The organism is Nocardioides potassii (genome assembly GCF_021648885.1).
Lineage (GTDB): Bacteria > Actinomycetota > Actinomycetes > Propionibacteriales > Nocardioidaceae > Nocardioides > Nocardioides potassii.
Window position 1 is genome coordinate 428,543 of record NZ_JAKJHZ010000007.1, and the last position, 21,056, is coordinate 449,598.

The window sequence follows — 21,056 nt, forward strand, 5'->3', positions numbered from 1 at the left end:
TGATGGGTCGGTCAACCCATCGACGCCCTCGCCGAGGGCCCGCAGGATCAACGCAACACCAACCACACACCAGAAGGAGAACCACCATGGCCGGCATGATCGGAATGAACGTCGAAGAGGTCCGCCTGCTGTCCCGCCAGCTGCAGCAGGCGTCGGAGCAGGTCAAGCAGATCCAGTCGCAGCTGACCTCCAAGCTCGGCTCCACCACCTGGGTCGGGCAGGACCAGGCCCGTTTCAAGAGCGAGTGGGACGGCACCCACTCGACCAACCTCCGCAACGTCGCCGAGGCGCTCGCCCAGGCCTCGCAGGCAGCGTCGCAGAACGCCAACGAGCAGGACCAGGTCTCCCGCTGACCCGACGTGTGGACGTGTGGTGGCTCGGGCCACGCACCCACCCGCACACCGCTCTCACCAGGACTGAGGAGGACCCATGAGCGGCATGATCGGTGCCGATCCAGATGCACTGGAGCGCCTGGCCGGCGACTTCGATCGCGGCGCAGGCTCGCTCGAGTCGATCGCGCTCAAGGTCCGCACCTCGGTCCACGCGAACCCGTGGGCGGGCGCCCGGGCGACGCGCTTCCGCGCCGACTGGGACCAGCGCCACGGTCCCCAGCTCAAGCGGACGGCCCTCGCCCTCCGGACTGCGGCCAAGCAGCTGCGCATCCAGGCCCAGGAGCAGCGTCAGGCGAGCAGCGCGGGCGGGGGCGTGTTCGGGGGGCTGTGGGCTGCGGGTCGCGACGGATCAGCGTCGCGTCCGAGCCTGGATGACCTCGCCGACGCCCTCTGGATGGTCAAGACCAGCGCTGCGATCACCGCGGCTCTCGGACGTTGGAACATGTACCAGAACTATCCGGCTCACTACAGGGATCTCCTGTCCCACCTCGAACGCCTGCCGAGAGTCGGACAGCTGTTCCGCGACGGACGCATCCCTGACTTCTTCCGTTACAACAAGTCGCCCGTGCTGCAGATGCTGGCGCGCGACGGCATCACCAGCACCCTCAAGCCTGCTGCCGGTGTTCTCGGCAACGTGGCCAAGGGAGCGGGCGTTCTCGGCACCGCCGCCAGTGTGGTCGACAACGTCGTCAAGGCCGCCGACGCGGCCCAAGGTGATTCCTTGTCGGCCAAGATCACCGCGGGCACATACGCCCTCGACGCAGCGTCGGACGCCGCCATCGAGTCGAAGGCCGGATTCTTGTACGGCACGGCCGGCAAGGCGGTCGCGATGGCGGTGCGGGAAGGGGCAAAGGCCGACTTCTCCTCCGCAGGCCAATCCCTCGTCATGGGCGAGATCGCCCGCAACCCCGGAGTCGTCGGTGAGGAGCTGGGCAAGGCGACCCTGCAAGTAGGTCAGACCGTCGTCAGCTGGTTCGCTCCCATCCCGGCGGCCTTGAAGTGAAGGAAGTGCACATGCGATTCACCGACGACGAGCTGTTGTCCATGGCCATGGACGCCGAGGCGCCTGTGCCCGTCGTTCTGTCGACGGTTGACCTCGCCGACGCCGACGCGGTGCTTGCGTCGGCCGTGCGCGGCCAGCGCAGTCTCGCGGTTCGCGGGCTGGTGTCGGCTGACCGGGTCGATCAGGGCGTCGCGGAAGTCCAGCGTGCGATGGGGGCGCCGGCGCGGTTCACCGTGTTTGCGGGCAATCGCGAGCTGGATCGTGTCATCGGCCTTCCTGCCACGACGTGGCTGCCGCTGCGAGATGGCTTGGTGCGGCTCGAGGAGGAGGCGGTGGGAACCTTCACCGTGCTGGACGACACCGTCGACGACGCGATGGACGAGATCACCGCGTTCTTCGACGCGGCGCGCGAAGCCACCGCGGACGGTGACAGCGCCGGTCCGGAGCTCTGGATCTGCCTCGCAGCGGTCACCCGGGCGGGTGTGGCTGGCATGTCCGCTCGCACCGGGCAGTTGAGCGCCACGACGATCACCCCGAATGGCGAGGTGTCGACGGAGTCGCGCGACTTCGCGACGGCGCACGACCTCGTCCGCGACTTGCTCGCCAGCGCGGTCCCTGCCGAGGATGCGACCTGATGGTCGCGATGGTCGGCGCGAACCTCGAAGAGGTCCGCGCGCTCGCTGCCGCGTTCGACCGGTCGGCCGCCCAGCTCAACCAGACCAGCGCCAAGGTGCGCAATGGCATCCAGATCTCGGCCTGGGTGGGCCCGTTCGCGGTGAGGTTCCGGCACACGTGGGACTCGGAACACTCGGTCAAGCTCCGCCAAGCGGCGAATGCGCTGACGGCGCAGGCGAAGCAGCTGCGAGCGGAGGCGGACCAGCAGGAGCGCGCCAGCCGAGCGGTCACCGGGGCGACCGGCGTGCGTACCGGCGGAACCACCGCGCCACGCACCGGCACTGACACGCGGAGCCTGCTCGGCACCAGCCCCAATCCCGACGGTGGCGACGGCGATGGTGTGCGCATCCAGAAGGTCCGCGGTGCGGACGGGGTCGTCCGCGTGATAGTCCACATCCGCGGGACCGAGTTCTTCGGCGACGCCCAGGGCAAGCACAGCGTGGGCGAGAACGTCCTGGCCGCGATGGGTCAGGACAACGCGACCCAGACGATGATCGAGGAGAAGCTGGAACGAGCGGGAGTGGGGCGCGACGACCACGTCCTCTTCGTCGGTTACTCGCAAGGAGGCCTGCACGCGCAGAACCTGGCGCGATCGGGGAACTACGGCGATGCGGTGGTCATCACCCGAGGGTCACCCGAGGTGGCGGGTGGCATGGGTCCGTACGACGTCCTTCGCTTCGAGGTCGAGGGCGACATCGTCGTCGAGCGACTGGCAGCGTTCGACGCCGCCAACGGTCTGGTGCGCGCGGTCGGTGGCGGTGGTTCGGGTACCGACCTCGTGGTGCGAGGCGGTGCCGGGGCAGAGCCTCGGTCATGGGTCGACCACGTGGGCTTCCTGGGGCGTGAGGCATCGATCCACATGGGTGCGAGCGTGGCGTTCTACCAGCAGCTCGCCGACGACTTCGACCGGTCGACGAGCCCGGAGGCCAGACTTCTGCAGGACCGCATCAAGCCGTTCCTCGACGCTCAGGTCCTCGAGGACTCCGACCCCGAATGATGGTCGATCGCCGCGCAAGCGGGGTCGATCAGCCCCGCGCGACCTCGAGCGAACCGAAGTGGTCGCTGCGGTCGTACACCCGACCCCACTGCGCGTAGAAGTGGTTGGAGTCGTAGGGGCCGTACTTCGAGCACGACCACGCGAAAGTTGCGGTCACCCGATTCCGCTCGGTGCTCCAGGTGCCTCGCGTTCCTGGGCACGGGACCGTCTTCATCCCCTCGTACGTCTCGTCGTAGAAGCGAACAGTGACGACGCCCTTCGCGCGCCGGACCTGCACTCCGCCGCCGTACTCGCCGTCGTAGGGGTCGACGAAGCTCAGGAACACCACACCCGACTTCGGCAGGTCGGCCACGGTCAGCGCCATGGTGGCTCGCTCGGTGCCGTTGTCGATTCGCAACGTGCGGAAGTCGACCCCGGACATGCCGTCGCCGCGCCTGTCCGCCTTCATGTCACTGGCCGCGCCGGCAGCGAGTGGCGTCAGGATCGATGCGACGGCCAGTCCGCCGATCACGGCCGTTCGAGCCATCAGTCGCAGACGCATCGGCCTCTCCTCCATCGGTGGTCCTGGACGGGTGAGGCGAACGTATCGAGGTCCGATGGCGGCGGAGAATCCCCACAAAGGGGGGCTTCGCGTGGCTCAGGCGCCGGCGGTCTGCACTTCCTCAGCAATGGCCTCGACGGTCGCGGCGGCCTCGCCGGCGGTGGACGCCTCGTGGTCCAGCGCAGCGATGAAGCGCTCGGCGTCGAGGGCGGCGGCGCAGCCCGTGCCGGCGGCGGTGATGGCCTGGCGGTAGTGGTGGTCGACCAGGTCGCCGGCGGCGAAGACGCCGGGCAGGTTGGTCGCGGTGGACGGGTGGTCGACGAGGACGTAGCCGTCGTCGTCGAGGTCGACCTGGCCGGTCAGCAGCTCCGAGCGCGGGTCGTGGCCGATCGCGATGAACAGGCCGGTCACGTCGAGCACGCGCTCCTCGCCGGTGACGGTGTCGCGCAGGGTGATCGACTCGAGCTTGTCCGTGCCGTTGATCGAGGCGACCTCGGAGTTCCACACCATCTCGAGCTTGGGGTCGGCGAAGGCGCGCTCCTGCATGATCTTGGAGGCGCGCAGCTCGTCGCGGCGGTGGATCAGGTAGACCTTCGAGGCGAAGCGGGTCAGGAAGGTGGCCTCCTCGACGGCGGAGTCGCCGCCGCCGATCACGGCGATGGCCTGCTCGCGGAAGAAGAAGCCGTCACACGTGGCGCACCACGAGACACCGCGGCCGGAGAGCTCCTCCTCGCGCGGGAGGCCGAGCTTGCGGTAGCCGGAGCCGGTCGCGAGGATCACCGACCGCGCGGTGTAGGTGTCGGTCGCGGTCCTGACGACCTTGACGTTGCCGGTGAGGTCCACCTCGACGACGTCGTCGGCGATGAGCTCGGCGCCGAAGCGCTCGGCCTGGGCGCGCATCTCGTCCATGAGGGCGGGACCCATGATGCCGTCGCGGAAGCCGGGGAAGTTCTCGACCTCGGTGGTGTTCATCAGCGCGCCACCGGCGGTCACCGAGCCCTCGAAGACCAGCGGCTCGAGCGCGGCGCGGGCGGCGTACACGGCAGCGGTGTAGCCCGAGGGCCCCGATCCGATCACGATGACGTTGCGCGGTTCGGTGGTCTGGCTCATGGGGCGGGTCACTCCTGCGGGGCGGTATCGGTGGGTCGTGCGTACGACATGCTCAACCGATCGTAGGCCAGCGTTGTTCCGGCGTCAGGCTCGCGTCACGGCGCCGGCAGCGTGAGCGTGCGTACGACGGCGGCGTCGCCGCAGACGTAGAGGTCCACCCGCTGCGTCGAGTCGTCCGGCCGGCGGAACACGACCAGGCCCGGCACGCCGTCGACGTCGACGCCGACCTGCCGGCCGCGGCCGACGCCGGGGACGGCGCAGACCGCTGCGCGCGCGGACTCGCTCGAGGCGGACGCCGCCGGCATGGTGTCCCGGAGCAGCAGCAGGTCGTCGTCGAGGTCGTCGTCGGTGGTGGACAGCTGGGGCTGGTCCATGAGGTCGGGGCTGAGCTGGGCCTTCGGCTGCTGCGACATGCTGCTGTCGGCACCACCGTCCGCGCCCGAGTCGCTGAGCTCCTGGGAGGACCCGCCGGCGGAGGACGCGCTCGAGTCGTCCGACCCCCTGCTGATGGATGGCAGTCCGTTGCCGACGGCCACGCCGGCGACGACGACCGCAGCCGCCGCGAGCAGTCCGATGCCGGCCATCCGGCGGCGCCTCGCTCCGAGGTCGACGACGGGGGCCTTCGTCGCACCAGTGGGCGCGGGCGATGCGTGACGCTCGCTGGCGAGCGCGGCCAGGGTGGCGTCGAGGCGGGCGACGACCTCGGGAGGGGTGGCGCCGTCGTGACGCGCGTCGGCGAGGAGGCGGCGTACGGCGTCCTGCTCGGGCGGCAGGCCGGTCTGGTCGGTGCTGTCGGTCATCGGGTCACCTCCTCGCGCGGGACGGGACGGTTCGGGGAACGGGCGTGGGCGGACGGCTCAGGGCGCGGGCGGGCCGCGCGGCCGCCCGGTGGGTTGGACGGGACCGTCCGGAGGCGGGTTCCCGTGAGCCGGGTCACCGACGGGGCGGTCCGCGTCCGTGAGGAGGTCGGCGAGGAGGCCGGCGAGCCTGGTGCGTCCGCGCGAGCAGCGCGACTTCACCGTGCCCTCCGCGCACCCCAGCATCTCGGCCACCTCGGCGACGGGGTAGCCCTCCATGTCGACGAGCACGAGCGCCGCGCGCTGGTCGGGCGGCAGGGTGCCGAGGGCGTCGAGCACCCGCCGCCGGCGCTCGGTGGTCTCGGCCGCCGCGTCCGGGAGGTCGTCGTGCTGGGCGGTGGCGACCAGGGTGCCGCGGTCCTCGACGTCGTCGGGGAGCGCGTCGAGGCGGCGGATCTTCGCCGCCCGGATCCGGTCGAGGCAGGCGTTGACGACCACGCGGTGCAGCCAGGTCGTCACCTGGGCCTCGCCGCGGAAGGAGCCGGCTCGCCGGAAGGCGGCGATCATGCCGTCCTGGAGCCCGTCGGCGGCGTCCTCGGGGTTGCCCATCGTGCGCAGCGCGACCGCCCAGAGCCGGTCGCGGTGTCGGGCGAACAGCTCGCCGAAGGCATCGGCGTCGCCGTCGACGTGGGCCTGGAGGAGCTCACGGTCCGACCGCTGGTCGGGGGCATTCATCCCAGCACCTGCACCTCGGAGATCGTGCCGCGGAAGCCGTCGGAGACCTGGGGCAGGATCGTGAGCCAGACCGTGACGAAGCGCCCCGACACCGCCTCGTCGACCGAGATGGTGAGCTCGCCCGAGCCGGAGGCGGTGCCGATGGGGGTGAGGCCGGCGACGCCCGTCGGTGCGGTCGAGGTGACGTACGCCGCCAGGGACGTCTCGCCGTCGACGCTCACCGTCACCTCGCGCACGCCCTTGGTGGCGCCGAGGTCGACCATGATGCCGACGCCGGTCTTGAGGCCTCCCGGGCCGAAGTTCTGCTCGTAGGTCGACGTGCTCCACGTCGTGGCGGGGTCGCCGTCGACGACGTTGGGCGCGGAGGAGGAGTTCTCCTCGCCGCCGTCGGTGCCCTGCGGGTCGAACGCCGAGGCCGTCAGGCCGGTGAACGGCGTGGGCGCGGCGACCGAGGGGCTCGACGTGGTCGACGGGGTCGGTTCGTCGTCGCCGGAGTCGGTGACCTGCGGCAGGCCGAGCTGGTAGGCGAAGACCGCCGCCACCATCACCAGGACGCAGATCCCGACGATGATCGCCAGCCGGAACCAGCTGCGCCCGGGGACCTGGTCGCCGGTGTCGTCGACGCCCTCGCCGGTGCCCCAGCGGTCGTCGGACCAGGAGCCCGAGCTCCACGAGCCGGTGTCGCGGCCGACCGGCCGCACACCAGAGTCGCGGGCCGGGTCGATCGAGGAGTCCTGGGAGGCGTCCCACGGCCAGTAGTCCGGATTGGCCGACGCGGCGCGGCTGCCGGGGCGCGGGCGTCGTACGGGCTCACCCGCGGGCGGGTCGGGCGCGAAGAGCGGCTTCGGCGGCAGCTCCTCCAGAGGCGGCGGGGGCTCCGGCTTGTCGGCACGCGCGCGCAGCCAGTCGACCTCGTCGTCGTCGTGGAACACCGGCATCCCGGCCTCGGTGGGCAGGTCGACCTGTCCGGTGTGCGGGAGCGGGGGCGGCGCGGCCGGCGGCTGCCGGTCGGGGACGGCCGGCTGCACCTCGGTCGCGTCGGGAGCCGCCTCGGGAGGGGGCTCGGACGCGAGCTCGGGCGCCACCGGGACCACCGGGACGGTGGTCGTCTCCTGCGCGGCCAGCGGGGTGGGAGGTCGGGGCGCCTGGACGGGCACGTGGGTGCCGGTGAGCTCGCCGACGTAGTCGAGGAGCAGGTCGCGGATCGCGCGGGCGCTGAAGTCCGACCCGTCGCCGCCGGGGGCGTGCTGCGGGTTGAGGACCTGGTCGCAGAGCGCGTCGAGCATGCGGGGGATGCCGGCGCGGACCCGGCGCGGCCGGAGCACCTCGCCGTGGACCTCCGGTGCGGGAGGTACGGCGGACTCCGACGCCCCGGCCCACTTGCCGGTCAGCGCGCAGTAGAGGAGGCCGGCCAGGTCGACCTCGTCGACCCCGGTCCGGCGCGGCGCCAGCCCGCGGAGGGCGGCATCCACACCGAACCCGATGATCCGGACCTGCCCGTGCTGGTCGACCAGCACGTTCTCGGGGACGAGGTGCCCGTGGGCCAGGCCGGCCGCGTGCGCCTCGGCCATCGTGTCGGCGACCTCGCCGACCAGCCAGGCCGCGCGCCGCGGCGGCAGCGGACCCTCACGGGCGACGAGGATGTCGAGGGAGTCGCCCTGCCCCCACTCGTTGACGACGAAGCACCGGCCGTCGAGCGTCTCGGCGTCGAGCACGCGCAGCAGCCGGCGGTCCATGACCGGACCGACGCTGCGCGCCGCCTCGAGCACGGCACCCGCCCGGTCGTCGTCGGCCGGAAGCAGGTGCACCGAGACCGGACGGTGCAGCACCAGGTCGTGGGCGCGCCAGAACCGGCCGGTCCCGTTCTCGGCCAGGAGGTCGTCGAGTCGGTAGCGCTCGGCGAGCACGTCACCGGCCTGCATCGACGTCGGCACCACTCACCTCCCGTTCCGGCTCACGTCCGCAGTGCCCCCAGACACCGCAGGCACCGTCCCAGTGGCCACTCTAGGGACTCTCAGCCACGGCGCACCCGCGCCGCGACGGTGTCGACGACGCTCGTCACCTCGCGGATCCGCAGCAGCCGCGCGCCCGCGAGGACGACCAGCACCCCGGCGAGCCCGCTGAGCCCGCCGCGCAGGAGGGCGACCGGAGGAGCGGGCTCGTCCCCGAGGCCGGCCATCGACCACTCGACCAGCCAGGTCACCGCGCCGGCGACGACCAGGACGATCGCCATCCGCACCAGGAAGCGGAGCAGCTGCGGGGTCTCGAGCCCACCGACCGTGTGCCGCAGCAGCACGAAGCTGACCGCGGCCCCCACGACGTACGACGACAGGTAGGCGACGACGAGCATCGGGGCCGTCTCCTCCGGCGGGCGGGACGGCACGAGGGCGAGGGCCACGACGATGTTGGTCAACGAGACGGCGAGCTGGATGAAGAAGACCCGCTTGGTCATCTCCATCGCGTAGAAGCCGCGCAGCATGAAGTAGTGGACGGTGAAGAACACCAGCGCCGGGCCGAACAGGGCGAGGGTGGGTGCGAAGGTCGCCCCGACGCCCCGGTCGGCCCACGAGAAGGCCGCCGAGGCGACGTCGCCGGCGACGATCGGCAGCAGCACCGCGAACGGCAGCACCAGCGCGAGCGCCGTACGCAGCGTGGACCCGACCGTGCGGCCGAGGTCGGCGAGCCGGTCCTCGTGGGCGTACGACGACAGGCGCGGCAGGATCGCGGTCGCGAGCGAGACGGTGACGATCGAGTGCGGGACCATCATCACGAGCAGGCTGCTGCTGTAGACGGTGTAGCCGCTGCCCCTGCCGTCGGCGTTGCCCGCCGACGCGAGCTTGACCACGACGAAGTAGGCCACCTGGGTGGCGACGACGAACAGCACCGTCCAGATGCCGAGGGAGAGCGTCCGCCGCAGCTCGGGGTCGCGGAAGTCGAAGCGTGGTCGATAGGTGAACCCCGACGCGCGCAGGTAGGGCACGAGCACCAGGCACTGGGCGACGATGCCGAGCGTCGAGCCGAGGCCGAGCAGCACCTCCTGGCTGGTGTCGAACGGCGCCTGCTGCTGCGGCCCCACCGCCTTGCCCCAGACGAGGAGGTACGCGATGAGCATCAGCACGGCGATCGCGTTGTTGGCGATCGGCGCCCACATCATCGGACCGAAGCGGCCGCGGGCGTTGAGCACCTGCCCGACCAGGACGTACATCCCGTAGAAGAACACCTGCGGCAGGCACCAGCGCGTCAGGTCGACGATCGACTCGAGGTGCGCCGCGCGGGCCGGCTGGAGCAGCTCGTCGCTCAGGTAGAGGCGCAGCAACCATGGTGACGCCACCACGAGGAGCACTGTCACGGTGCCGAGGAACAGCGCCGACAGCGTGATCACCCGGCTGGCGTACGCGTCACCGCCGTCGGGGTCCTCCTTGATCCGCCGGACCAGCTGCGGCACGAGGACGGCGTTGAAGATGCCGCCCGCCAGCAGGATGTAGACCATGTTGGGCAGCGTGTTGGCGATCGTGAACAGGTCCGCGCGCAGGTAGGCGCCGAGCGCGGCGACCAGCAGCGCGGCACGGATGAAGCCCGAGGCACGCGAGAAGACGGTGCCGGCCGCCATCACCGCGGAGGAGGCCAGGATGCGCTGGTCGCTCATCGATCGGTCACGGCCGACCGGGGACGAGGGGTGCGGCCGGCGCCGGCTCGTGACGTACGTCGGCCGGGGCATCGTCGCGGACGTGCTCAGCCGGCTGCTCGTCCGGCTGCTCTGCCGGCTGCTCCTGAGGCAGCGCGGCGGGGTCCTCGCCGGCGGCCGCAGCCGCCCGCTCCGCGCGCCGGGCGCGGATCTGGCCCGGCAGGCGGTAGCCGATCATCCCGAACAGCAGGAGCGCGCCACCGGCCATCGTGGCCCAGACGAGCGCACTGACCCGGGCCACACGGATCGGGACGGAGTCGGAGGCGCCGAGGGGGGCACCCTCGAGCGAGGTGACCGAGAAGCGGACGTTGTGCACTCCGAGCTGGTCGGAGTTCGCCTCGTAGCGCAGCACCGTGCGGGCCGACGGGCCGAGCGTCCGCTCGCCGTCGAGACCGCTGATGGTCAGCTCGCCGTCGGTCGTCGGGCGCACCTGGACGGTGACGGGCTGGTCGAGGTAGTTGACCAGCGTCGCCCCGAGCTTGCCGGACGCGCTGAACAGCGTCACCGCTCGCGGCGCCTCGATCTGGACCTGGTCGAGGTAGTCCTGCGTCGCCTGCTCCAGGCGAGCCGCCGACCGCAGTGCGACGCCAGGCCGGGACCGGTGCTGCTCGGACAGCGTCACGAGCGCCTCGTCGCGCACCTGCGCCTCGATGGTCGTCTGGAGCGTGAGCACCTGCTCGAGCACGGTGGCCGCGTTGGTGGCGCGGGTGGCGGCGGTGAAGCTGCCCGCGCCCAGCTCGGCCGCCTGGTCCTTGGTCGTGTAGTTGAGGGCGGACGCGGGCTGGCCGACGGCGTTCCCGGGCTGGTCGGCGATCTGCTCCACCGGGACGATGTCGAGCCACGGCTGCTCGAGGTCCTCGAAGAAGGCCGCGGCGTCCTCGCCGCGCCACACGGTCGGCATCGTGATGATCAGCGGTGCCGAGTCGTCGTCGAGCGCACGGAGCGCCGCCTCGCTGAGCAGGCGCTGTCGCATCGCCAGTGGATCGGTCGCCGCAGTGGGACCGGGACCGCCCGACTCCGCTGCGGTGCTGGTGACGAGCACCTTGTGCCCGAGCATGCGGACCACCGAGTTGGGCGTCTCCGGCGGGAGGTCGAACGCGCTGTCGCCGAGCAGGACCACGGTCTCCGGCGCGAGGACCTGGAGCGCCTCGGGGCTCAGCAGGTCGTCGGCCGGCGCCACGGCGGGACGCGACGGGAGCCGCAGGACCTGCATCACCTCGGTGCTGCGCGCGACGGCCTGGTCCAGGCGGGTCCGGTCGTTGCGGACCGCGGCGGAGACGTCCAGGTCGCCGAAGGGCAAGGTGAGCACGGGCTGGGTGTCGACCAGGTCGCGGAACCGGTTGAGCCACGCGGAGGCGGCACTGGCGAGCGCCTGCTCCTGGCCGGTGGGCTCCGCGTCGGGTGAGGTCGGCGGAGCGAGGGTGTCCCAGCCGCCGGCCGTGGGGCCGCCGTCCGTCCCGGTCGAGGGGGCCTCGGTCGGCTCCTGGCCGGGCACGTTGGGGTCCGGGACGATGGTGCGTGCCGGGTTGCCGCGCTCGAGCCGGGTCAGCGCCACGAGCACCGCGGGGTCGACGAGCCAGCTGTACGGCGTTCCGTCGGCGGACTCGGCCATGTCGAGCACGCCGTCGAGGCTGCCGCCCTCGGCGAGCCGCCGGGCCCACCGGTCGAGGCCGGCGACCTTGCCGTCGTCGGTGAACCAGACGGGGCTGCGCACCGACAGCACGACCGAGGCCTCCGCCGAGGCCCCCGAGCGCGGTCGCGCGGGGATGAACGTGCGGGCCCGCCCGTCGGCGATGATGTCGCGCGGCACCGTGCTGCTGTCGCCGAGGGCGTGGATGCCGATCCAGTAGACCCCCTCGACCCGCGGGTCCATCTCGAGCAGGTCGACGGGCACGCTGTCGGAGAAGTACGCCGTCTCGCCGGGAGCGAGCTCGTCCACGGTGTAGAAGGTGCCGGGGTCGGTGACCCGCTCGCCGACCGCCTGGACCGGGTCGCTCGCCGCGGAGGTGACCAGGTTGGCCGACTCCAGGATGGGCTGCGCGGAGGAGAAGGCGTGCAGGTTGATCCGGGTGTAGGTGTCCTGGCTGACGTTGGTGACGGTCCCGGTGATGACGACGTCACCGCTGCGGGGCAGCACCGGATCGATGGTGTCGATGTGCACCAGGAGCGGGTCGGCCTCGTCCGCGGCAGCCGCTGCCGACGGTGCCTGGGCGCCCACGCTGGCGAGCCCGGCCGTGAGGAGCCCCGCGAGGGCAGCACGGAACGCGGACGAGCGGGGCACGCCCCGACTGTAGTTGTTCGCGCCACCAAAGCCGGACTCCCGCGGGCGCGCACGTAGACTGCCCCGTCGTGTCCGACGCCGCCACGCCTCCGCTCACGATCGTCGAGATCCAGCGCCGCGTCGGCGCCGAGCTCGACCGCATCGGGTCCGTGATCGACGAGCTGGGAGCCCTCTTCGCCGAGGCCGGCGAGGAGCTCGCGCTCGTCGGCGGTCCGGTGCGCGACGCGATGCTGGGACGGCTGCAGAACGACCTCGACTTCACCACCTCCGCGCGCCCCGACACCACCGAGTGGCTCGTGTCGGGCTGGGCCGACGCGGTATGGGACATGGGCCGCGACTTCGGCACCATCGGGTGCCGCAAGGGTCCGTGGCAGGTGGAGATCACCACCTACCGCTCGGAGTCCTACGACCCGACGTCGCGCAAGCCGGACGTCGACTTCGGCGACAGCATCGAGGGCGACCTCGGGCGCCGTGACTTCAGCGTGAACTCGATGGCCGTCCGCGTGCCGAGCAGGGAGTTCGTCGACCCGTTCGGCGGCATCGTGGACCTGGCCGAGCGCGTGCTCCGCACACCCGGCACTCCCGAGGACTCCTTCTCCGACGACCCGCTGCGGATGATGCGGGCGGCGCGCTTCGCCGCGCAGCTCGGCTTCGCCGTCGCGCCCGAGGTCGTGGCCGCGATGACCGAGATGGCCGGGCGGATCGAGATCATCTCGGCCGAGCGCGTGCGTGACGAGCTGGTCAAGCTGGTGTGCGCGCCGCATCCGCGCCTGGGGCTCACGCTGCTCGTCGACACCGGTCTGGCGGCGTACGTCCTGCCGGAGCTGCCCGCCCTCGCGCTCGAGCGCGACGAGCACCACCGCCACAAGGACGTCTACGAGCACACCCTCACCGTGCTCGAGCAGTCGATCGACCTCGAGCACCGCCTCGGCAACGGCCCCGACTTCGTCAGCCGCTTCGCCGCCCTGATGCACGACGTCGGCAAGCCGAGGACGCGCCGCTTCGAGGCGGGCGGGACGGTGACGTTCCACCACCACGACGTCGTCGGCGCCAAGCTCACCCGCAAGCGCATGAAGGCGCTGCGCTTCTCCAACCACGACATCGACGCGGTCTCGACCCTCGTCGAGCTCCACCTCCGCTTCCACGGCTACGGGTCGGGGGAGTGGACCGACAGCGCCGTACGACGCTACGTGCGCGACGCGGGCGACCAGCTCGAGCGGCTGCACATCCTCACCCGCGCCGACTGCACGACCCGCAACCAGCGCAAGGCCGACCGGCTGCGCCGGACCTACGACTCCCTGGAGGAGCGGATCGAACGGTTGTCGGAGGAGGAGGAGCTCGCCGCGATCCGACCCGACCTCGACGGCAACCAGATCATGGAGATCCTCGGTCTCGGCCCCGGCCGCGAGGTCGGCGAGGCCTACAAGTTCCTCCTCGAGCTGCGGATGGACGAGGGGCCCCAGACGCCCGAGGCCGCCGAGGCCGCGCTGCGCGAGTGGTGGGCGTCCCGCCCGGAGTGATCCCCCTGATGCGCTGTAACGCCGGGTTACTGGCTCTATCCCCTACGGAGGAACATAGGGGGTAGAGCTCCTAACCCGGCGTTACAGCGCGGAGGTCGCCTGACTCAGCGGGCGACGCGGAACCCCTCGACGTACGCCGTCCCCCGCTTGACCACGAGCCGGAGGCGGTGGGGGCGGTCGGTGCCGAGCCCGCTGACGACCGCGTGCCGGTCGAGGCGCGGGCTCGTACGACGTCCGGCGAACGAGACGGTGCCGACGCGGGTGCCGTCGACGAACAGCACCGCCCTGCCGCCACGCTTGGCCGTCCCGAAGACCACGTCGACCGCGTCACCCTGGAAGCCGACGCGCAGCACGTCGCGCCCGGGGCGCTTGCCGCGGTTGTCGCAGTAGGAGCCGCCGGGCGCGTCGCCCTGCATCACCCGCCAGCTGCCGAGGTGGCCGACCGAGCGTCCCTGGCACGGCAGCGCCCGGGTGAGCGTGGCCGGCGCCGCCGAGGCGACCGTGACGCTCGCCTGGTCCGCGCCGGCACCCGATCCCGAGCCCGTGCCCGGGGTCGGGGTGGTCGTCGGGGTGGGTGTCGGCTGCCCCGGCTGGGTGATCGTGATCCGGACCGTCGCGGTGTCGGTCAGACCGGCCGCGTCGGACACGGTCACCGTGGCGTCGTACGTCCCGGGGTTGCCGTAGGTGTGCGTGACGACCGCCCCGGTGGCGTCCTTGGTGGAGCCGCCGTTGCCGAAGTCCCACGAGAACGTCAGTCCGTCGGGCGTCTCGGCATCGGTGCTGCCGCTGGCGTCGAGCGTCACCTTCGTGCCGGGCGTGCCGGTGGTGGGCGTGGCGGTCGCCATGGCGTCGGGCGCGGTGTTGGCCGGGGGGACCGGCTCGTCGCCGTAGCCGTAGTCGAAGTCCGCGCAGCCGGCACCCATGTCGAACCGGACGTCGCCGGTCAGGTCGCCGTCGGAGGCCTGCGGGCCCTCGCCGGCGACGGTGCCGTCACCGTTGCCGGTCATGTCGAGCACGTCGAAGGTCAGGCAGTCGTAGTCGAACTCCCAGTTGCCCGAGGTGCTGCTGGGGTCGGCGTAGTTGTCGGTCCACCCGTCCCCGCCGTCGGAGAAGTGCGAGTCGTCGGCCGCGTCGGTCCACGCGGCGTCGTTGAGGTCGGGCGTGTCGCTGCCCGGCTCGGGCTGGCTGTCCAGCGGCGACTGCGCGGGCGGGTCGTCGGTGCCGGCGTTGCCGTAGCCGTGCGCCTCGTCGGTGTACGACGTGTAGAACCCGGACGCGAACTCCGGGGCGCCGCGGTCGGCCTGGCCGTTGCCGTCGAGGTCGAAGCCCGAACGGTCGCGCATCTCCATGTAGTAGGCGTGGTCCGAGGGACCCTCTGCGCCGCCGGCGACGTACTGCCACCCCTGGCCGCACGTGCCCGGACCGTCGGCCCGGCAGCCGCCGTTGAAGACCCGGGGGTCCTCGGTCGTGCCGCTGGTCTCGAAGTCCGTCGCGTAGATCTCGCGCGTGCTGCCGTCGGGCAGCGTGGCGGTGATCGCGACGTCGTCGATGAACCAGCCGGGGCGTGCCAGGCCGGGATCGGTGGCGTAGCTGAACCGCAGGACCGGGGCCTCGGCGCCGACCAGGTCGGAGATGTCGTAGCGGTCGGCGAGGAACACCATGTCGGGGGTGTTGCCGAGCTTGCGGTCGGTCGCCTCCGTGCCGGCGTCGTAGGAGCCGGACGTGCCGGTGATGCCGTTGTCGTAGGCCGCCTGGCAGCCGTTCTGGTTGGGGTTCCCGGCGAGCGGGTCGGTGTTGGAGGTGGTGTAGCCGTTGGCCGACGGGTGCGAGGTGAAGTCCTTGCCGCCGTCCTCCGACGTCAGGACGAAGCCGTAGTCGAAGTCCCACTCGATGTCCCACATCGACTTCATGTCGAGCGAGAGCGTCGTGCCGGCGGGCAGCGACGCCGCCTCGGGGATCGCCAGGTCGAAGTTGTGCCCGCCGTCGTCGGTCGAGCAGCCGAAGTCGTTGCCCGAGCGCGACCACCAGGTGTGCGACGCCGTTGCCCTGTCACCGGTGTCGAACTTCGCCGGGTCCAGGAGGACGCGCCCCGGGAGCTTGGCGACGTACATCTGCGAGTTCTGCACACGGCCCACGCCGCCCTGGCCCTCGGTGAGGGTGTACGGCGTCCCGGTGGGCGTCTGCCACGTGATGGTGTCCGTGTCCTGCTTGGAGTCCGTGATGCCGGTCTCGGTGCGGTCGGAGTCGAGCACCTCGGGCACCACCCAGCCGAGCTCCTGGCGGCCGAACGCGTCGATGTTGTGCGACTTGTCGGTCGCCATCAGGTTCCAGTCGCCGTAGGTCTCGCGGCTACCGGTCGAGTAGAAGTCGGGCAGGCCGAGCGAGTGGCCGTACTCGTGCGAGATCACCGAGGCATGGTCGATCGCCGTCTCGGGGTTGAGGTTGTAGGGACCGACGCGGACGAACACCTTGAGTTGGTCGCCCTTGTCGGTGGTCGTCATCGTCGAGTAGCTGTCGTCGGTGTACCAGAGCGGCCGGCCCTCGAGGTCCTTCAGCTGATCGTCGGTGGTGAACCCGGGCAGCCCGGTCCGGGGGTCGGTGTAGTAGAACTCCAGGCTCGACGAGTGCGGCCAGATGTTGTCGTACGGCGCGTCCGGCAGGCCGGTCGTCGGGTTCGGCAGGTCGCAGCCCGCGACGCTCAGCTGGGACGCGCCGTTGCCGCCGCAGCCGGCGAAGACGGCCATGAAGAAGTCGACCACGCCGTCCTTGTCGGTGTCGTAGTCGGAGTAGTCGATCTCCGGGTCGGCGATGGCGGCCGCGTCGACGACGATCTTGCCGGTCGGTCCGCACCCCGAGTCGATCTGCTGGAGCGCGCCGACGCCGGCGAGGGAGCCGATGACCGCCGAGCCGTTGGCGTCCGAGCCGTAGTAGCCGGTGGTGCCGGGCAGCTGGTAGACGCCGTTCTTGATCCGCTGGGTGTAGAGCGGGGCGGCCGGCAGGTCCTCGTTCGTGAAGCCGGCACACGTCTGGCCGGGCACCACCTTGGTGAAGGGGAACGGCTTGCCGCCGCCGGTCAAGGTGTTGGCCCCGGGGTAGTCGAAGCCGGCGGTCGTGATGCCCGTCGAGGGGACCGTGCCGTGGGGGTAGAGCTGGCCCAGGCTCATCTCTTGGAAGAGGTTGAAGGTGGAGCCCTCGTAGGTCGGGTCGTTGATGACGGTGTCGAGCGAGCGGTCGTGCGTGCCGTAGCCGCGGTCGGTGTAGGCGACGGGCACGACCGGGAACGGCCGGTCGCCGTAGCGCGCGGTGTCGTACTCCGAGCCCGGTGGGATGACCTTGGGGCCGTGGCTGGTGAGCGCCTCGGAGGCGCCGCCGACGGTGACGGTGGCGGTCGTCGACAGGTCGCGCCACACGATCGTGGACAGCTGCTGGGTGGTCGCCGCCTCGCTCTCCAGCACGAGGGTCCGGCTGGCGCCGGCGGCGAGGCTGCCGACGCTCCACGTGTACGACGGACCGTTCACGGTCGTCGTACCGGCCTTGAGGATCGTGCTCCCCACCGGCGCGGCGACGACGACGGACGCGCCGGTGACGGGCAGCTGCGAGGTGTTGCGGACGATGATCCGCGAGGGGTAGGTCTCGCCGGGCTTGACCCAGCCGACGGCGGAGACGAAGGAGTTCTCGACCTCGAGCCCGCCGACCACCCCCTCGGAGACGACGGCCCGGGTCGCGGGTGCGGCGGCGGCGGCGGGGGCGGGCGAGGCGGTGGCGGAGCCGGACGTGACCGTGGTGACGGTCAGCAGTCCGGCGAGGAGCGCGGTCGCGGCGGCCGTGGTGCGGCGGGCGGCGATCCGATGGGATGCGGTCATCGGTTTCCTCGGGTGACGGGCGCGTTCTCGGGACGCGTCGATGTCCCGAGAACGACGTATCGCGACCGAGGGTTACGCCGGGCTCATCCTTTGGTACCGGTGCTCGCGACGCCCTGGATGATCTGCCGCTGGCCGATGAAGAACACGATGACCATCGGCAGGGTGGTGATCACGCTGGCCGTGACGATCAGCTCCCAGTGCCACTCGCCGCCGAAGCCGAACTGGTCGAGCATCGACTTCAGTCCGCGCGGGACGGTGAAGTCCTCGCGGTCGCGGAGGTAGATCAGTCCGCGCATCAGGTCGGTCCACGCCGCCTGGAACTCGAAGAGGGCGACCACCACCAGAGCGGGCCGGGTCAGCGGCAGGGCGATGTGCCAGAAGACGCGCCAGTGACCGGCCCCGTCGATCTCGGCGGCGTCGAAGAGCTCGGGCGGCAGGCCGAGGAAGAACTGGCGGAGCAGGAAGATGTAGAACGCCGTCCCGAAGACGTTGCCGGCCCACAGCGGCGTGAGCGTCCCGACGAGGCCGAGGGAGTTCCAGATCAGGTAGGTCGGGATCATCGTGGCCGCGCCGGGGATCATCATCGAGGCGAGCACGAGCCCGAACAGCAGGTTGCGGCCGCGGAACTGGTAGCGGGCGAAGCCCCAGGCGACCAGCGCGCTCGAGATCGTGACGGTCAGCGTCGCCATCACGGTCACGAAGGCGGTGTTCACCAGCCAGGCCGCCATCGGTGCGGCGTTCCAGACCTCGACGTAGTTGTCGAAAGTGAGGGTCTCGGGGATCAGCCGGTTGTCGAAGACGTCGCTGCGTGGCTTGAGCGACGCGCTGACCAGCCAGACGAACGGGTAGACGAACGCGACCGTCATCAGCACCAGCGCAGCGCCGACGAGGACTCGCGCGACGGTCCCGCGCTGCCGCGGACTGCGCTGGGGCTCGGCCGGTACGGCGTCCTCGGTCGCCAGCCGCTCCGGCGTCACGCTCGTGGTCGGCCCGGCCTCGCTCGCCCGGTCCAGGGTGCTCATCTCGGGGTCCCTGCGGCGTTGTCCGACGGGAAAGTGAAGCGGAGGAGGCGGGGAACGTCGTGGGGTGAGTTCATCGCGCACCACCCGTGTAGTGGACGTAGCGCCGGCTCAGCATCACCTGCACGGCGGTGACCACCATGACGATCGCGAAGAGCAGCACCGCCATCGCCGAGGCGTACCCCATGTGCAGGAACTCGAAGGCCTGCTGGAAGAGGTAGATGGCGTAGAAGAGGGCCGCGTCGTTGCTGTACGTCGTGTTGCCGGCGCCGAAGAAGGCCGTGTAGGCCTCGGTGAACGACTGCAGCGACGCGATCGTGTCGACGACGACGATGAAGTAGATGGTGGGGCTGATGATCGGCAGGACGACGTGCCACAGCCGTCGCCACCAGCTCGCGCCGTCGACGCGGGCCGCGTCGAGCAGCTCGTCCGGCACCTGCTGCAGCGCGGCGAGGAGGATGATGACGGACGAGCCCACGGTCCACAGCGAGGTCACCACGAGGCCGGGCTTGACCCAGTCGGGGTCGGTCGTCCAGTTCGGCCCGTTGATGCCGAACCAGCCGAGGAGCTCGTTGAGCAGGCCGCTCTGCCCGTTGAGCAGCATGAGCAGCAGCACGCCGACCGCCACGGGAGGCGTCATCTTCGGCAGGAAGAACGCGGTGCGGAAGAAGCCGGCCGCGCGGCCGGCCCGCTGCAGCAGGAGCGCGAGCACGAGCGAGAAGACCAGCTGCGCCGGCACCGACATGAGCGTGTAGACGAAGGTGTTGCGCAGCGCCAGCATCACCTTCTCGTCGGACACCAGCTCGCGGTAGTTGTCCAGGCCGAGGAAGGTCGGGTCGTTGATGACGTCGTAGTCGGTGAGCGAGAGGTAGCCGGTGTAGACGACCGGGTACGCCATGAACACCAGGAACCCGACCAGCCACGGGCTGATGAAGAGGAGCGGGATCCACGCCCGGTGACGGCCGCTGCCGCCCCGGCGCCGCGGGGGACGCGCCGGGGCGGCAGTGCCGGTCGAGGCGGGGGCCGCGAGGCTCACTTCTCGTCCCAGGTCGCCCACGCCTCGTCGAGCGCCTGCTGCGCTGCCTCCCGGGCGTCGGCCAGCGCGTCGGCAGGGTCCTTGTCACCGGTCAGCACCTTGTTGACCTCGTCCTGCCAGGCCTGCTCGAACTCGTCGCCCGCCGGGTTGGCCGGCATCGAGAAGGTGTGGTCGTTCGCCTCGTACATCGCGGCGACCGCCTGCGACCAGGCGTCGTCGCCGTCGGTGGGCGCCATCGCCCTGATCTGCTCGTCCGCGTCCTCGTTGGCCGTCAGGATGCCGGTGAAGAGGCCTCCGTCCTTCTTGCGCATCGCGACCCGCGCCTCGGCGGCCGCGATCCACGAGTCGGTCTCGGTCATCACCCGCGCCATCCGGCAGGCCGCCTCGGGGTCGGGGCTGCCCTTCGGGATCGCCCACGCCGAGCCGGAGGCCCACGCGATCGGCTCGCCCTGCTCGTCCCGGACGGTGTCGAAGGCCATCGGCGCGTTGGGCGAGACGTCGTTGAGCACGTTGACGTACCACTGCTCCATGGGCATCGCGCCGAGCGTGCCGCTCGCGAACTGGTTGCCGTCACCGAAGAAGTCGGCGGAGTCGCGTAGCGCCTTGACCTCGCCGAACCCGCCCTGGGCGTCGTACACCGAGACCGCCCACTCGAGCGCCTCGACCACCTCGGGGTCGTCGAGCTGGGCGGTGCGACCGTCCGCGGAGATCAGGTCCGCGCCGTTGGCCTTGGCCCACAGCGGCAGGAACTCGGGCAGCTTGCTGTCGTAGCCGATGGTCTGCAGGTCGCCGCCCTGCGTCTTCGTCATGTCCTTGTCGGCCTGCAGGACCGCGTCCCAGTCCGAGCCGTTGACGTCGTCGATCGTGTGGCCCGACTGCTGGAGCAGGTCGGCGTTGGCCTGCGTGAGCTGGACGACGTTGAACTCCGGGATGCCGTAGACCTCGTCGTCGAACGTCACCTCGTCGAGTGCGGACTTCCGGAAGACCGAGGTGTCGATGCCCTCGCCCTCGATGCAGTCGGTGAGCGGTACGACGGCGCCGCGGGAGGCGAACGTGCCGATCTGGCTGCGCTCGGCGTACACCAGCGACGGCGGCTTGCCCGAGGCGACGGAGGAGAGGAACTGCTGGATGTCGAGGTCGCCCTCGACGAGCTCGACCTTCGCGTCGCCGAGCTCCTTCTTGGCGCGGTCGAGCCGCGTGGTCGCGATCTCGTCACCGGCACCGAAGCCCATGACCTCGACCGTGCCGCTCAGCGTCGCGTTGCTGTCGAACGAGGCGTCCGAGGTCTCCTCCTCCGAGTCGCCCGTCCCCTGGGCGCACCCGGCGACCAGGCACGACGCTGCGAGGACCCCCACCACTCCACCGAGTCGCATGATGTTCTCCCTCCACGGCCCGGCGGGTC

General features: G+C 71.4%; 16 protein-coding genes. 5 read left to right on the forward strand and 11 right to left on the reverse strand.

Going from position 1 to position 21,056, the window contains the following annotated elements; all coding sequences use genetic code 11:
- The first annotated feature begins 95 nt into the window (after positions 1-95).
- The 4 genes from L2K70_RS12755 (at position 96) to L2K70_RS12770 (ending at position 3,067) form a co-directional block, all read left to right on the forward strand.
- Entirely contained in the window at positions 96-353 is a 258-nt protein-coding gene (locus L2K70_RS12755) for a WXG100 family type VII secretion target (RefSeq protein ID WP_236402499.1), read from the forward strand.
- A gap of 76 nt (positions 354-429) precedes the next feature.
- Complete coding sequence (locus tag L2K70_RS12760) at positions 430-1,395, forward strand: WXG100 family type VII secretion target (protein WP_236402501.1); 966 nt, start codon at positions 430-432, stop codon at positions 1,393-1,395.
- A gap of 11 nt (positions 1,396-1,406) precedes the next feature.
- A complete protein-coding gene (locus tag L2K70_RS12765; RefSeq protein WP_236402504.1) occupies positions 1,407-2,030 on the forward strand; it encodes a hypothetical protein in 624 nt (207 codons plus the stop codon).
- Positions 2,030-3,067 (forward strand): WXG100 family type VII secretion target, encoded by a 1,038-nt coding sequence (locus L2K70_RS12770; RefSeq protein WP_236402505.1) that lies wholly within the window; start codon positions 2,030-2,032, stop codon positions 3,065-3,067. Before L2K70_RS12765 ends, L2K70_RS12770 begins: the two co-directional genes overlap by 1 nt.
- Before the next feature lie 28 nt (positions 3,068-3,095).
- On the opposite strand, the gene L2K70_RS12775 is transcribed toward L2K70_RS12770, so the two are convergent.
- The 7 genes from L2K70_RS12775 to L2K70_RS21690 form a co-directional block, all read right to left on the reverse strand.
- Positions 3,096-3,608 carry a hypothetical protein gene (locus L2K70_RS12775; RefSeq protein WP_236402506.1) on the reverse strand — a complete coding sequence of 171 codons (513 nt, stop codon included), beginning with the start codon at positions 3,606-3,608 and terminating at the stop codon, positions 3,096-3,098.
- A gap of 96 nt (positions 3,609-3,704) precedes the next feature.
- Positions 3,705-4,718: a thioredoxin-disulfide reductase gene (trxB, locus tag L2K70_RS12780; RefSeq protein WP_236402511.1), complete on the reverse strand. Its 1,014-nt coding sequence runs from the start codon at positions 4,716-4,718 to the stop codon at positions 3,705-3,707.
- 95 nt (positions 4,719-4,813) lie between these two features.
- On the reverse strand, positions 4,814-5,518 hold the full coding sequence (locus L2K70_RS12785) for a hypothetical protein (RefSeq protein WP_236402512.1): 705 nt from the start codon (positions 5,516-5,518) through the stop codon (positions 4,814-4,816).
- A 57-nt stretch (positions 5,519-5,575) separates the two neighbouring features.
- Positions 5,576-6,250: an RNA polymerase sigma factor SigM gene (gene sigM, locus L2K70_RS12790; protein ID WP_236402514.1), complete on the reverse strand. Its 675-nt coding sequence runs from the start codon at positions 6,248-6,250 to the stop codon at positions 5,576-5,578.
- The gene (locus L2K70_RS12795; RefSeq protein WP_236402516.1) at positions 6,247-8,187 is read right to left on the reverse strand and encodes a protein kinase domain-containing protein; all 1,941 of its coding nucleotides are present in this window, start codon (positions 8,185-8,187) and stop codon (positions 6,247-6,249) included. Before L2K70_RS12795 ends, sigM begins: the two co-directional genes overlap by 4 nt.
- A 77-nt stretch (positions 8,188-8,264) precedes the next feature.
- A complete protein-coding gene (murJ, locus tag L2K70_RS12800; protein WP_236402519.1) occupies positions 8,265-9,896 on the reverse strand; it encodes a murein biosynthesis integral membrane protein MurJ in 1,632 nt (543 codons plus the stop codon).
- 7 nt (positions 9,897-9,903) lie between these two features.
- Positions 9,904-12,216 carry a DUF6049 family protein gene (locus L2K70_RS21690; protein ID WP_236402520.1) on the reverse strand — a complete coding sequence of 771 codons (2,313 nt, stop codon included), beginning with the start codon at positions 12,214-12,216 and terminating at the stop codon, positions 9,904-9,906.
- A gap of 68 nt (positions 12,217-12,284) precedes the next feature.
- Between L2K70_RS21690 and L2K70_RS12810 the strand changes: the two genes are divergently transcribed.
- The gene (locus L2K70_RS12810) at positions 12,285-13,736 is read left to right on the forward strand and encodes a CCA tRNA nucleotidyltransferase (protein ID WP_236402522.1); all 1,452 of its coding nucleotides are present in this window, start codon (positions 12,285-12,287) and stop codon (positions 13,734-13,736) included.
- Between the two features lie 104 nt (positions 13,737-13,840).
- Here the strand turns inward: L2K70_RS12810 and L2K70_RS12815 are convergent, their stop codons facing one another.
- From L2K70_RS12815 to L2K70_RS12830, 4 genes are all read right to left on the reverse strand, one after another.
- Positions 13,841-17,599, reverse strand: coding sequence for a PKD domain-containing protein (locus L2K70_RS12815; protein WP_236402523.1), 3,759 nt, complete (start codon positions 17,597-17,599; stop codon positions 13,841-13,843).
- 83 nt (positions 17,600-17,682) lie between these two features.
- Positions 17,683-18,621, reverse strand: coding sequence for a carbohydrate ABC transporter permease (locus tag L2K70_RS12820; RefSeq protein WP_236402525.1), 939 nt, complete (start codon positions 18,619-18,621; stop codon positions 17,683-17,685).
- A 70-nt stretch (positions 18,622-18,691) separates the two neighbouring features.
- The gene (locus L2K70_RS12825) at positions 18,692-19,654 is read right to left on the reverse strand and encodes a carbohydrate ABC transporter permease (RefSeq protein WP_236402527.1); all 963 of its coding nucleotides are present in this window, start codon (positions 19,652-19,654) and stop codon (positions 18,692-18,694) included.
- Positions 19,651-21,027 carry a type 2 periplasmic-binding domain-containing protein gene (locus L2K70_RS12830; RefSeq protein WP_236402532.1) on the reverse strand — a complete coding sequence of 459 codons (1,377 nt, stop codon included), beginning with the start codon at positions 21,025-21,027 and terminating at the stop codon, positions 19,651-19,653. The genes L2K70_RS12825 and L2K70_RS12830 overlap by 4 nt, the downstream gene beginning before the upstream one ends.
- Positions 21,028-21,056 lie beyond the last annotated feature (29 nt).

Excerpts from the sequence above, each read along its gene's own strand:
- L2K70_RS12755 (WP_236402499.1), top strand. The coding sequence starts at position 96 with ATGATCGGAATGAACGTCGAAGAGGTCCGCCTGCTGTCCCGCCAGCTG.
- L2K70_RS12820 (WP_236402525.1), bottom strand. The coding sequence starts at position 18,621 with ATGAGCACCCTGGACCGGGCGAGCGAGGCCGGGCCGACCACGAGCGTG.
- L2K70_RS12815 (WP_236402523.1), bottom strand. The coding sequence starts at position 17,599 with ATGACCGCATCCCATCGGATCGCCGCCCGCCGCACCACGGCCGCCGCG.
- trxB (WP_236402511.1), bottom strand. The coding sequence starts at position 4,718 with ATGAGCCAGACCACCGAACCGCGCAACGTCATCGTGATCGGATCGGGG.
- L2K70_RS12765 (WP_236402504.1), top strand. The coding sequence starts at position 1,407 with ATGCGATTCACCGACGACGAGCTGTTGTCCATGGCCATGGACGCCGAG.
- L2K70_RS12830 (WP_236402532.1), bottom strand. The coding sequence starts at position 21,027 with ATGCGACTCGGTGGAGTGGTGGGGGTCCTCGCAGCGTCGTGCCTGGTC.
- L2K70_RS12760 (WP_236402501.1), top strand. The coding sequence starts at position 430 with ATGAGCGGCATGATCGGTGCCGATCCAGATGCACTGGAGCGCCTGGCC.
- L2K70_RS12770 (WP_236402505.1), top strand. The coding sequence starts at position 2,030 with ATGGTCGCGATGGTCGGCGCGAACCTCGAAGAGGTCCGCGCGCTCGCT.
- murJ (WP_236402519.1), bottom strand. The coding sequence starts at position 9,896 with ATGAGCGACCAGCGCATCCTGGCCTCCTCCGCGGTGATGGCGGCCGGC.
- L2K70_RS12775 (WP_236402506.1), bottom strand. The coding sequence starts at position 3,608 with ATGCGTCTGCGACTGATGGCTCGAACGGCCGTGATCGGCGGACTGGCC.
- sigM (WP_236402514.1), bottom strand. The coding sequence starts at position 6,250 with ATGAATGCCCCCGACCAGCGGTCGGACCGTGAGCTCCTCCAGGCCCAC.
- L2K70_RS12785 (WP_236402512.1), bottom strand. The coding sequence starts at position 5,518 with ATGACCGACAGCACCGACCAGACCGGCCTGCCGCCCGAGCAGGACGCC.